7 protein-coding genes and 1 pseudogene are annotated in these 13,175 nt (G+C 45.0%); 5 read left to right on the top strand and 3 right to left on the bottom strand.

The window, feature by feature from the left end; all coding sequences use genetic code 11:
* Positions 1-11: 11 nt before the first annotated feature.
* Both RDN79_RS11095 and RDN79_RS11090 read right to left on the bottom strand, forming a co-directional pair.
* The gene (locus RDN79_RS11095) at positions 12-3,083 is read right to left on the bottom strand and encodes a TonB-dependent receptor (RefSeq protein WP_298552210.1); all 3,072 of its coding nucleotides are present in this window, start codon (positions 3,081-3,083) and stop codon (positions 12-14) included.
* 703 nt (positions 3,084-3,786) lie between these two features.
* On the bottom strand, positions 3,787-4,119 hold the full coding sequence (locus tag RDN79_RS11090; RefSeq protein WP_308573227.1) for a hypothetical protein: 333 nt from the start codon (positions 4,117-4,119) through the stop codon (positions 3,787-3,789).
* A gap of 327 nt (positions 4,120-4,446) precedes the next feature.
* Here RDN79_RS11090 and RDN79_RS11085 point away from each other — a divergent pair.
* A pseudogene (locus tag RDN79_RS11085) lies at positions 4,447-5,691 on the top strand (AAA family ATPase); the annotation flags it as partial.
* 17 nt (positions 5,692-5,708) lie between these two features.
* Here the strand turns inward: RDN79_RS11085 and RDN79_RS11080 are convergent.
* Entirely contained in the window at positions 5,709-9,764 is a 4,056-nt protein-coding gene (locus tag RDN79_RS11080) for a hybrid sensor histidine kinase/response regulator transcription factor (RefSeq protein ID WP_298552203.1), read from the bottom strand.
* A gap of 113 nt (positions 9,765-9,877) precedes the next feature.
* Between RDN79_RS11080 and RDN79_RS11075 the strand changes: the two genes are divergently transcribed.
* The 4 genes from RDN79_RS11075 (at position 9,878) to RDN79_RS11060 (ending at position 13,002) form a co-directional block, all read left to right on the top strand.
* Positions 9,878-10,996: a TlpA disulfide reductase family protein gene (locus RDN79_RS11075; protein ID WP_298552205.1), complete on the top strand. Its 1,119-nt coding sequence runs from the start codon at positions 9,878-9,880 to the stop codon at positions 10,994-10,996.
* Between the two features lie 119 nt (positions 10,997-11,115).
* Positions 11,116-11,808, top strand: a complete 693-nt coding sequence (locus RDN79_RS11070) for an iron-sulfur cluster assembly scaffold protein (protein WP_186927939.1) — start codon at positions 11,116-11,118, stop codon at positions 11,806-11,808.
* Positions 11,801-11,992, top strand: coding sequence for a hypothetical protein (locus RDN79_RS11065; RefSeq protein WP_008145831.1), 192 nt, complete (start codon positions 11,801-11,803; stop codon positions 11,990-11,992). The genes RDN79_RS11070 and RDN79_RS11065 overlap by 8 nt, the downstream gene beginning before the upstream one ends.
* 8 nt (positions 11,993-12,000) lie before the next feature.
* The gene (locus RDN79_RS11060) at positions 12,001-13,002 is read left to right on the top strand and encodes a GGGtGRT protein (RefSeq protein ID WP_008145829.1); all 1,002 of its coding nucleotides are present in this window, start codon (positions 12,001-12,003) and stop codon (positions 13,000-13,002) included.
* Positions 13,003-13,175 lie beyond the last annotated feature (173 nt).

Genomic DNA, 13,175 nt, shown 5'->3' with positions numbered 1-13,175 from the left:
ATTTAGACGGATTAAAATGCGACATTGATACCAAACATAAATGTTCTCGGACGCGGATAAGTAAAGAACTGACGGTTGGAACCCCAGTTATTACCACCCAAACGAGAGGAGTTGTCCGGGTCATATCCCAGATAGTCTGACGCTGTGATCAAGAAAGCATTGTTCACATTGGCATACAGACGCAATGAAGACAGACCGAGCGGTTTGATCACATTCGGATCGAACGTGTATCCAATCTGGATCATGTTGCAACGTAAGTAAGAACCATTAGCAACCCAGTCATCATCGGCCGCATTGTTAGCACCCTGTCCGAAGTTGTTCAGACGAATCGCTTGTTCCTTGCCATCCGGATTCAATGTCGGATGCCATGCTTCCATATAAAAACGGTCAAGACCGTTTGTCAAGAAACGAGCCACAGTCGAATGATAGTATTCCTGCATCACATCAGCACCCCAAGAATACTGAAGATCAAGTGTCAAATCGAAATTCTTATAGTTGAATGTATTGACAAAAGACCCCATCCAGTCAGGCAAACCGTTACCAATGATCACACGGTCCTTCGTCGTCACCTTCTCACCGATTACAGACGGGATATTCATCGTTTCCGGATCCCAATTCTCAGGTTTTCCATCATAAATGCCCACACGTTTGTAACCATAGAAAGCCGACAACGGTTCGCCTTCACGAATCAGCATATCATATCCCACAAAGCCATCGGTCGTGATCTGACGTTTTCCGGAAATCGGATCGATGGAAGCACCTTCATCCAGCTTTTCAACACGGCTCTTGTTGTAACCCAAATTGATTGTGGATGTCCACTGGAAATCTTTCGTCTGAACCGGATGTGCCGTCACCAAGATATCCACACCACGGTTAGATACAGCACCGATATTATCCATGATTGAAGAGTAGCCGGTAGATTCCGGAACCGGACGGTTAAGCAACAGGTCCGATGTATATTTATAATAACCGGAAACATCGAAACTCAAGCGGTCCTTAAACAAACCGAGTTCGGCACCAAAGTCAAACTGAGCTGTCTTTTCCCATTTCAACTTGTCGTTCGGCATATTATCCAGATAAGAAACAGTCTGCAAAGCGTTACCGATAATCGTAGTACCCTGGCTTACGGTAGCCAAAGAACGATAAGTACCTATTTCAGAGTTACCCGTCAAACCATAAGAAGTGTGCAATTTCAACTTGCTGATAGTCGGATTGTCAATCAAGAAACTTTCACGAGACATCAACCAACCCAAACCGACAGAGGGAAAGAAAGCATACTTATTTCCGGCACCGAATTTGGAAGAACCGTCATAACGTCCGGTCACCGTAGCCATATACTTACTGTCATACGAATAAGCCAAACGGAGGAAATAGGAATTCATCGTCCACTTGTCATAATCACTACCCACACTTGGGCGGTTCGTTCCTTTACCTAAGTTATAATAACCGTAGAAATCGTCCGTAAATTTGCTATCTGAAGCACTGAAATAAGTATATTCACGTCCCTGCCAAGACAATCCGAGCATGGCATTGATGGAATGCTTATCCAACAAGGTAGAATAGTTCATATAAGTTTCTTCCTGCCAGTACAACGCGTTGGAGTTATTGGCAGAGGCCGAACCTTCAGAGTTTTGATTGATCATAGGACGCGGAGTGAACGGCGTATAATTGGCATCACGGCTGTTCTGATAGTCCACACCGAACTGTGTCTTCAAATCCAACCCTTTCATCAAATGGAAAGTAAGACCGGCATTACCGAAGATTTTCGTACGATATTGCATCGCATACAATCTTTCCAACAGTTCGACTGGGTTACCGACACCTTCCGGACTGAAATTCTGATATCCACTGTTCGGATTGTCCTTATCGTTCAAAATACCACTTGTCTTGATGATATTGGTCTGCGTATAGACACCGTCCAACTTAACCGGAAGGAACGGCAACTGTTCTATCATCGTACGCAAAGCGCCCTGTCCGTATGGGTTATCGGATGTACGGTTACCCCATGTATGGTTAACCAGCAAGTTGACGGACGTAGACAACCACTTGGTCGGTTTGTCATCATACGCCAACTTTGCATTGATACGTTTGAAATAAGAATTGAGCAAGATACCCTGCTGGTCCGTATAGTTGATGAACGCACCTACAGAAGAACCGTCACCAGCACGCTGAATACTTATCTGATGATTGTGCGAAACGGCCGTTCGGGAGGTTTCGTCCTGCCAATTCGTATTGTATTTTGGAGTACCGTCAGCATTGAACAAACGTTCGTCCGTGAAGATTTGCGACAAATCGGTCGTGAAGTTCTTTCCCTGCCAAGCATTGGCATTTTCCAACCCTTGCTTGAAAGCAGCCATCCATTCGTAAGAATCCATCACATCCATCTGCTTCGCCATCATACCGACCGAAACAGAACCGTCGTAAGAGACATGAACCCCCTTTGCACCATCACCACGCTTAGTCGTCACCAAAACGACACCGTTGGCACCACGAGCACCATAGATAGCGGCAGAAGAAGCATCCTTTAACACCTCGACCGATTCGATATCATTAGGATTCAACAACTGGAAGTCAGACATAACCACACCATCGACCACATACAAAGGAGAAGTCGAAGCATTGATGGTAGACACACCGCGGATCACAACACGCATCTCGCCACCCGGTTGTCCGGTATTGGAGAAAATGTTCACACCTGCAACTTTACCTTTCAAACCATCAAGGGCATTGAACGATTGAGCTTTGATAATTTCCGTACCCTTTGCCTGGGAAATAGAACCTGTCAAATCGGATTTGCGCATCGTACCGTATCCAACGACTACAACTTCGTCCAATGTTTGGGAATCTTCTTTCAACATGACATTGATGGAAGACTGGTTACCAACCTGCACTTCTTCTGTCAGATAACCGATAAAAGAAATTTGCAGGACTGCGCCTACCGGCACATTAGAAATGGAGAAATGGCCGTTCATGTCGGTCATCGTTCCGTTTGTTGTTCCTTTCACAACAATGTTAGCACCTGCGACCGGACCAAACTCGTCTTTCACAGTACCAGTCAATGTCTTCCCCTGTTGCACCACCATTACATTGCTATCCGATTCCGGAGCAGCAAACACGGCATTAACAGAAAAAGCAGACATTAGCAAGCACAAGGCTGAGGCCTTCGCTATCCCACATGGAGATAATAGCTTAGATTCATTCATCATTTTTTGCTTTTTAATTTAACACATGTAACATATTTATTAAAGAAAGATTGAAAGAACACCATCCAATCTCTATCTTTTAATTTTTTGTAATTTGATGGCAATATTAGCGGATCTTAACACGAGAGGAGTAACACCGGAATACAAAAAGGGTGTCATATTCAGCCAATGACCGATTATGACACTCTTTTGTACAACCAAGACACCATACAAAGGCAAGCATTATACAAAAACGGTCACCCACCCTGTAACCGAACGTACTGAGCAAAAAAGACAATATCCCCTTTAAAACATGAATTATCGTATATTTATCTGATAATTAACTGTGTGACAAAAAAGGCTATTTGTTAAAAAATATTACCCTTGCGGGTAAATCGAATTAGATGGGGTAGAAAACCGGATTATATGCAGTAGTAGTTTCGATTCGAACCAATGACTTTTTTACAAATATGACAATAAGGGTGGCAACCTATGTATTACGTTTCCTAACTCATAGGTTTACGATGCCTAAAGCTATTGGCTACGGGATATAAGCAAGTACCGAACTGCGACTTGTGTGAATAAATCATTATTCCAGCCCCCCTTATTGTAAATAAAAGATTATTTCACATTTGGACACCCAGTCGGCTGAGCAACCGGAATTTCGTTTTTTGCAGGGCAAAACGATCCTTTTTTCATCAATCTGCCAGCTTTCTGCGGTGACGACCGTCTTTATCGCCTTGAAGATTGGCTTCATCGCCACGAAGACGGTCGTCACTACCCATGAACACGGCAAGTCACGGCAACGAAGACGGTCGTCATGGAAAAGTTCTGCGCACCTCATGGAGAAAAGGCAGGAAAAGGCTTTTGACGTAAATTGGAGGCGTCCCGACTTCGTTCGCAAATATTCGATTCTCCCGAAGTTGAGGTTTGTCATATTGTCACGTTTTTCCATTTATTGCGACAGACCGGCCCCGGCATCCAAACGACACGCCGAACACTTGACATACAGCGTCACTCCAAAACCGGAAAGACGAGAAAAGTGACAGTTCAAAACGAACCGGATTTTCAGTTGAAATAGAAAAATGACTGAAAAGGGGTTATTGTCTACTTTATTCTGTCACTTCGGATAAACCGAGTTTAGGATTACGGATAAAGATATCTCCATCAAACATTTTAAAGTCTACACATTCTTTGTTCTTTCCAAAAGAATAGACTATATTTGTGATACCTCGTAAACAGAAGGAATAAAAACAGACACAACATGGAAAATGTAAAAAGAATCCCGTATGGCGTATCCAACTTTGTGGAAGTGGTTGAGCAGAACCAATATTATGTGGACAAGACGATGTATCTGCCCTTGCTGGAAGAACAGCCCAACAGTTTGTTCTTCATTCGTCCGCGTCGTTTCGGGAAAAGTATCTTCCTGAGTATGCTGTGGGCGTATTATGATATTGCCCAAAAGGATAAATTCCAGGAACGTTTCGGAAATTTGTGGGTTGGCAGCCACCCTACCCTCTCTCAGGGAAAGTATCAAGTGCTTTTTCTCGACTTCTCGCGTGCCAGCGGAGGCAGCGGTTCGCTTGCCGAAAACTTCGACCGCTATTGCGGAATGGCAATGGATGCTTTCGGTAAAACGTATGAGCGTTATTATTTTCCTGGATTTGCACAAAAAATTGAAGAATTGCCCGACTTTGTCAGCAAATTGAACTATCTGAATTTCCAGACAAGGGAAAAAAACATACCTCTTTACCTCATCATCGACGAATATGACAACTTTACGAACGTGGTCCTCAATGAGCAAGGCAACGAGGTCTACCATGCCTTGACACATGCCAGCGGTTTCTACCGGGAAGTGTTCAAGAAATTTAAAGGGATGTTCGAACGTATCTTCATGACTGGCGTCAGTCCGGTAACCCTGGACGATCTGACCAGCGGTTTCAACATCGGCTGGAACATCAGTACCAGCTATCAATTCAATATGATGCTGGGGTTCAGCGAGGAAGATGTGCGTACCATGTTACAATATTATAAGGATGCCGGACAACTACCGGACAATACGGATATCGAAGCCATGATCACAGAGATGAAACCTTGGTATGACAACTATTGTTTTGCCAAAGAATGCTTGGATCGTGACCCGAAGATGTTTAACTGTGACATGGTGCTCTATTATTTGCGTAATTATATGAATTTAGGCAAGTCCCCCGAACTGATGATCGATCCGAACACCCGTACCGATTACAACAAGATGAAGAAACTCATCCAACTGGACCGCTTGGATGGTGACCGAAAAGGCGTACTGCGCAAGATCACCGATGAGGGACAGATCGTTACGACTTTGGTCACCACCTTTCCAGCCTCGGAGATTGCCAATCCTGAGATTTTCCCCAGCCTGTTGTTCTATTATGGTATGCTGACGATTAGTGCCACGCGCGGATCACGTATCGTACTAAGAATCCCGAACAATCATGCGCGTAAACAGTATTATGAATTAATGCAGGAAGAAGGCAGCGAATAGCTACTCTATTGCATCTGCCTGTACTGTCCCGGCGTAACTCCGTATTTGGCTGAAAACTCACGATAGAAATAGGATTTGTTGGAGATTCCGACCTGATAGATGATTTCCTGCACGCTCAGGTTTGTCGTGACTAAGAGCTGGGCTGCATATATCATACGGTAGTCCTTGATGAAATCGCTCGGCGTTAGCGGTGAAATCTTTTTGAAACGGCGATACAAGGCGCGGGTATTCATGCCTAATTTATCGGCTATAAGCTCAGGACGCAACGTATCCTGAGCAAGATTTTCCTTAATTATAGCTGTTACGGAATCCATAAACTCCTTATCCTCCTGATGGATCAACTGCCCGCCGGACTGTTTGTAAGCGCTTTCCGGGGAATAATAGTAGTCTTTCAGTTCTTTCTTATTCGCCATCAACCTGTTCACGACGGAATGGAGCACCACAGACGAGAACGGCTTGGTCAGGTAGGCATCGGCACCCAGATCCAGCCCCTCCGCCTGTTCGTTTTCCGAGACTTTTGCCGATACTACGATTACAGGTATATGCCGGGTAAACTTATCGGACTTGATACGGCTGATCAACGCAAACCCGTCCATGCTCGGCATCATGATATCCGTAATAATCAAATCAGGAGTTTGCTGCTCCATCAGGGCCAAAGCCTCCTCTGCATTAAATGCTTCCCGGACGACATATTCGGACGATAATGTTTCCTTAATCAACCAAACGATATCCCGGTTATCATCGACTACCAATATTACCGGATTGCCGGTATTTACTTCGGTTTCGGCTGCCGCAGCCGAAACCACCGGTTGTACAACCGGTACCTCTTCGCCGGCTTGTCCATCCGAATCCGCCTCCTCTGCTTCCAGATAAGGCAATGTTACGATAAATTCGGCAGATTCACCCTCCTTGCTTTCCACTCTTATCTCTCCACGAAGCAGTTGGACCATGCTGTGGCAGATGAAAAGTCCCAGTCCGTTTCTGGAAGTCATCTGAGTATAATTATTTCCATCCAAATCACCCAAGATTTGAAAACGGTCGAAAATCGTCTTCAAATCAGCTTCCGCTATCCCCTTGCCCGTATTATATACCTTTATTATCAGAGAATCATTTTCTATCCGGACAGAGACATCGATCGCCCCTTTCTGCTCCGTGTACTTGAATGCATTCGACACCAGGTTGCGTATAATCTTCTTCAAGCTGGGTACATCGGTATTCCAATAAACCGGTTTATCCGCTTCACTGAAGGTAAAATCGATCCCGTTGCGCTCGGCAACAGGCACAAACGATTCGCATTGCTTCCGGATCAAACCGCTTACGGACACCCGCCTGATATGTATATGGCTGAACCCGACTTCCTTTATCTTTCTGATATCCAAGATTTCCTGGATCAATTCATTCAGGTTTGTGACGTTTTCACCCAGGATACGGGCATATTTTTCCAGTTTTCCGTCGGCCAACCGTTCGGCAGATGTCTTGATATAATCGTTCACACCATTAATCAAGGTCAAAGGCGTGCAAAGCTCATGCGTGATGTTGGCAAAGAAATTCAACTTCGCTTCATACAGTTTTTCTTTTTGCTCTTCTCTGATTTTCCGGGCCACTTCTACCTGTTTTTCCACAATCCGGCGGCGCAGCCAATACACGATACCCGAACATGCAGCCGCCAACAACAGGCCATAGGCGATCATAGCCCAAGAACTGCGGTACCAGGGAGGTAACACCCGTATATGCAAAAAATACTCTTTGGTATCCGAATCGAACACATCATTCTTGTAACGGACCTTCAAAACATAATTTCCATAAGGCAACTTCGTAAAAGCGACCTCGTTATCCTTTTGCAACTCGGTCCACGATGTATTATAGTTCTCCAATAAGTACGAATACTCGTAGTTTTCCCCATGTATATAGTCGGTCGCCACAAAAGAAATTGAAAATGTGGATATACTGGGAGGTATGGCCACATATCCGGTTTTCTGATCCGTATAGTCGTACAGACTATGCGTTTCATTTCCCATCTTCAATTCAAAAAAATGCAAGGCCGGCTTATAATTCTCCTGCCGGTCGTTTTGCGGGTCTACCCATATCAATCCGTTAATTCCGCCAAAGAACAGTTTTCCCGTGTAAGGGCATTTCCAATAGGCGTCATCCGAAAATTCCGTCACATCCAAATCTGGACTTCCATAATTATGGAAAAACTGATTGTGAGGATTGTATTTAGTCAACCCTTTATTCGTGCTCAGCCAGATACAACCGTCAGGATCTTCAAGAATACCATGAACCATATCATTCTTGATACCGTCGATCCTGCTATATTGGCGTACCTCCGCCGGGATTCCCGAATGTAATTTCATCTGCGTCATGCCTGAACTGGCTCCCAGATAAAAAGTAGAATCCTGGCTATAACACATGCAAAGCACATCCCCTACCGCCCGGTTGCCGGCATTATTCATCGAAATAAACTCGTATTTCTTAGTCAACAAGTTAAAACTTACCAACCCATATCCCCCACGGCTTCCTAAGTAGAGAAGAGAAGTCTCGTCATCATAATTCATAGAATGGAACTCATTGCAAACTTTTCCATTCTTTTCAAGGATAAAAGACTCCACATATTTAATGACAGGTTCCCCACTCCTTTTACCAATGACAACTTCCAGCAAACCATCTCCGGTCGTTGCCATCCACAACGTCGAATCATTCACTTCACGGATGGCATGGACATACCGGATCTTTGTATCGACAAGACTTGCCATCGTATGGACCTGCTTGTCCACTAAAGAATAATAGGACAATCCCGGACCTTCCGTCCCGATCCACACCCAGGGATAATAGTTGCTTTTACGGAAACAATAGACACGATCGCTGGACAAGCCGTTCGACGTAGTGAAATGTTTGACCTTTTCGGCCGGAATTTCCCCTTTTTCATAGGAATCATAATCTTCCACACGTACAAAACCATTCCCTTTCGTTCCGAACCAGATTGTTTTTTCATCTTCGGTATAGATCGAACGGACCGGATTACGCATGACAATCGGCAAACTCTTAAGTTGAATCCCTGAAAACCGGTTATACTTGTCATAATACATCCGGACTCCTTGCCCGTCTGTCCCGACCCAAAGGATATCCTGCTTCCGGTCAGGCAAAACACAGAAGAGCCCGACATCGAACCCCAATGCCTCTTCCTGATTATCGATGTTTAGCAAAAGCCCATTCCTAAAAACCAGATAGGGAGCGGAATGAAACAAAGCGATGCGGGAAAGTTTTCCATATTTATCCATCCAACCGGTAAGGTCGGCCAGATACTCTTTCTTGCGGTCTTTCATCCGGTAAGAGTAAAAGCGGTTTTCCATATCCACATAGTACAGAATGCCTTCGAGGTAATAGGCACGGTCAATTTTCTTTTCATGGACCGGAGTTTTCTTTATGTCCAATGCCAAGGGGAAGGACTCGAAATCCGGACTAATCTCAAGCAGGCTGCCATCGGCGTCAAGAATAAAGAACTGCCTTTCTCCGTCTGCAAACAAGACTTTGGCCATTTCCTCATTCATCCCTTGTACATGTACATCCTGGAAAGAACCGGCTTCGGGAGAATAGCAGGAGATAAAGTCTTTTTGCTTTATGGCCAACGTATTGCCGGCCGAATCAGACGCTACGTTCAGGCATTCGGGATATTCCGTATAAGACTCCGTCACCTTCCGGTCTTTCAGCGAGAACCGATTCAATCCCATAGAAGTCGATACCCACAGATATCCGTCTCCGCCATACACGATCTTGTTGATGATATTGCTGCATAAGGTATTCTTGTTGTTCGGTTCAAAGCGAAACACATAGGTATTCTTGCCGTTATACAGGTTCAAGCCGTCGTAAGTGCCGATCCACATGTAACCGTTCTCATCCTGGTACATATCAAGGATGGCATTATTTGACAAATCTATATTATCTGCCATATGCAGGGAGATCCCCGCGGACACCGGACAAGAAAACAGAGACAAGCAGACAATCACAGACCTGACAAAACGGAGAAACGCCGCATATCTGGTATCTATATAGGATAAATTCATAATAACGGTTATTAGACTGCAAATATAGTAAATAATGTGTCAATTTTTTCTTACTTTTGCGCCAAACGTCTGTAACTAATAAAGTATTAATCGTTTTAATACAACGTAAATATATGAAAAAGTATCTTCCTATCGCCGCTTCCGTCCTGCTTCTTGCAGCCTGTAGCGAAAAACCGGGTTACGAAATTGCCGGTACCGTTTCAAACAATGATTTGAATGGTAAGTATGTGTACCTCTATGAATATGGGGTAAAAGAGGCTGCGCCGCTGGACAGCGCCTTAGTTCAAAACGGAGCTTTTGCCTTGAAAGGCACACAAAACGCCCCGGCCCTCCGTACTCTCCGTTTTTCGGAAGAAGTGGTTGAACCGGTACGTGTCGCTCCCGGTGAAAACGCTCCGTTCATGGCTACATTCGTACTTGAAAACGGGAAACTGGCAGTCGTGCTGGATTCGACTTCCACGGTTAGCGGCACACCCGAAAATGACGCACAAAAAGAGTTGCAAGCCAAGATCAAAGACTTACGCTCCGGTATCAACAAATTGGTTGCCGACATGAAGTCGGGCGATGAAAACCTGATCAAACAAGCGGAAGCTAAATATGAAGAAATCGACCGTAAGATTACGGAAGCCGTTGTCAACTACATCTTGACTCATACGGATAAACAGTCAGCCGCCAAAAACCTGTACGATTTCCGTTACAACATCGACGAAGAACAGCAAAATGAAATTATTTCCAAAGCAGATTCTTCTTTCAAATCCGTTCCGGGAATCAGCTACATGATCGATCATCTGAATGTACTGAAAAAGGTCGCCGTAGGACAGAAATTCACGGATTTCGAAATGCCGGATGCCAAAGGCGAAATGCACAAACTCTCCGAATACGTCGGTAACGGCAAAGTCGTCCTGATCGATTTCTGGGCCTCCTGGTGTCCTCCCTGCCGCGCAGAAATGCCGAATCTGGTCAAAGCCTATAAAGATTACAAAGGCAAAGGATTCGATATCGTCGGCATCTCGCTGGACAGCAAAGCCGATGCATGGGCCAAAGGCGTAAAAGACCTGAACATCACCTGGACACAGTTGTCCGACCTGAAAGGCTGGCAGAACGGCGGTGCCGCCCTTTATGGCGTCAACAGTATCCCGCACACCGTACTGGTTGACAAAGACGGCACGATCATCGCCAAGAACCTGCACGGCCAGGAGCTGGAAGACAAAATTAAAGAAGTTTTGAAATAACCGGTTCTGTTGCACGGCTGAATTAAAAATTTTATCTTTGTGCGGTCTTTAAAAGAGCGATCTTACATTAAAATTAGCATAAAGTTTTATTATCACTTTAATATAATAAATTAGCGATTATGATTTATTCACATGAAGTTCAACACATGTGTGTTGTAAAGAAGGGAGCTAACCACCAGTGTGCTCCGATTCCTGAAGAAGGAAAGTGGGTTAGAGCAACTCAGATTTCTGACATTTCTGGTTTGACTCACGGTATCGGTTGGTGTGCACCGAAACAGGGTGGATGTAAGCTGACTCTGAACGTTAAAGAAGGAATTATCCAGGAAGCACTTGTAGAAACTATCGGTTGCTCCGGAATGACTCACTCTGCTGCTATGGCTTCAGAAATCCTGCCGGGCAAAACACTGTTGGAAGCATTGAACACCGACCTCGTCTGTGACGCTATCAACACTGCTATGCGCGAATTGTTCCTGCAGATCGTTTACGGTCGTACACAGTCTGCTTTCTCTGAAGACGGCCTGCCTATCGGCGCCGGACTGGAAGACTTGGGTAAAGGTCTGCGCAGCCAGGTCGGTACAATGTACGGAACGCTGGCCAAAGGTACTCGTTACCTGGAAATGGCCGAAGGGTACTGTACCCGTATGGCTCTCGATGCTGACGACGAAGTAATCGGTTACGAATTTGTTCACCTGGGCAAGTTCATGGATATGGTAAAGAAGGGTATGGATGCTAACGAAGCACTGGAAAAAGCGAAAGGCTCTTACGGTCGTTTCAAAGAAGCTGTAAAATATATCGATCCTCGTAATGAATAAGAAAACACTGACACGCGTCCTTTTCGGGCTGATCGCTATCACCATAGTGGCAACGGTTATCGCTTACTTCGTGATTAAGCCGGACCGTCCCTGGATGGCTTTTTATGTGGCCTGCTGCGGCGGTGTGCTTGTTTTCAATTTTCTGATATCTTTATTTCTGGTAAATAAGAATTTAAAAAAGTAAAAAAGAATATGGCTTTATTTGAAAGTTATGACCGCCGTATCGATCATATCAACGCGGTTTTAAAAGAATATGGTATCAACGGTATCGAAGAAGCAAAGGCTATCTGCGACGCTAAAGGTATCGACCCTTATACAATGTGTAAGGAAACACAACCTATCTGTTTCGAAAATGCTTGCTGGGCTTACGTTGTAGGTGCTGCAATTGCAATCAAAAAGGGCTGCACAAACGCTGCCGAAGCAGCCGAAGCCATCGGTATCGGTCTGCAGGCATTCTGTATCGCCGGTTCTGTTGCCGACGACCGTAAGGTAGGTATCGGCCACGGTAACCTGGCTGCCCGTCTGCTTCGTGAAGAAACAAAATGTTTCGCATTCCTGGCCGGCCACGAATCTTTCGCTGCTGCCGAAGGTGCTATCAAGATCGCTGAAATGGCAAATAAAGTTCGTAAAGAACCGTTGCGCGTTATCCTGAACGGTCTGGGCAAGGATGCTGCCAAGATCATTTCCCGTATCAACGGATTCACTTACGTTCAGACTCAGTTCGACTATATGACCGGCGAAGTAAACGTAATCGAAGAAAAAGCATACTCAAACGGTCTGCGTGCAAAAGTCAAGTGCTACGGTGCTGACGATGTTCGCGAAGGGGTTGCTATCATGCGTAAAGAAGGGGTTGACGTGTCTATCACAGGTAACTCAACGAACCCGACTCGCTTCCAGCACCCGGTTGCAGGTACTTACAAGAAAGAATGTATGGAAAACGGCCACCCGTATTTTTCTGTGGCTTCAGGTGGCGGTACGGGCCGTACCCTGCACCCGGATAACATGGCTGCAGGTCCTGCTTCTTATGGTATGACCGACACGATGGGCCGTATGCACGGTGACGCTCAGTTCGCTGGTTCTTCATCCGTTCCCGCTCACGTGGAAATGATGGGCTTCTTAGGTATGGGTAACAACCCGATGGTAGGTGCTACGGTTGCTGTAGCTGTTGCTATCGAGGAAGCTATGAAGAAATAAAAACTATTTTTATAGTATTATTTATAGCATAAGCAGGGAGGTGTGTCAAAACTCCTTTATCACGATCTTTAAGGCACGGATTACGCGGATTACACGGAAAGATAAAACTCTATTGCATGAAATAAATTAAAAGAGGGTGTTGAAAAATGCTATTGCTGATTATCAGTGTTTTG

It is taken from the genome of uncultured Parabacteroides sp. (assembly GCF_902493135.1).
Lineage (GTDB): Bacteria > Bacteroidota > Bacteroidia > Bacteroidales > Tannerellaceae > Parabacteroides.
The sequence above is the reverse complement of the archived record's forward strand: the minus strand, read 5'-3'. Positions and strand labels throughout refer to the sequence as shown.

What these genes read in the sequence shown, in the direction of transcription:
- RDN79_RS11075 (WP_298552205.1), top strand. Translation starts at nt 9,878, where the DNA reads ATGAAAAAGTATCTTCCTATCGCCGCTTCCGTCCTGCTTCTTGCAGCC.
- RDN79_RS11080 (WP_298552203.1), bottom strand. Translation starts at nt 9,764, where the DNA reads ATGAATTTATCCTATATAGATACCAGATATGCGGCGTTTCTCCGTTTT.
- RDN79_RS11065 (WP_008145831.1), top strand. Translation starts at nt 11,801, where the DNA reads ATGAATAAGAAAACACTGACACGCGTCCTTTTCGGGCTGATCGCTATC.
- RDN79_RS11060 (WP_008145829.1), top strand. Translation starts at nt 12,001, where the DNA reads ATGGCTTTATTTGAAAGTTATGACCGCCGTATCGATCATATCAACGCG.
- RDN79_RS11095 (WP_298552210.1), bottom strand. Translation starts at nt 3,083, where the DNA reads ATGGTGGTGCAACAGGGGAAGACATTGACTGGTACTGTGAAAGACGAG.
- RDN79_RS11070 (WP_186927939.1), top strand. Translation starts at nt 11,116, where the DNA reads ATGATTTATTCACATGAAGTTCAACACATGTGTGTTGTAAAGAAGGGA.
- RDN79_RS11090 (WP_308573227.1), bottom strand. Translation starts at nt 4,119, where the DNA reads ATGACAAACCTCAACTTCGGGAGAATCGAATATTTGCGAACGAAGTCG.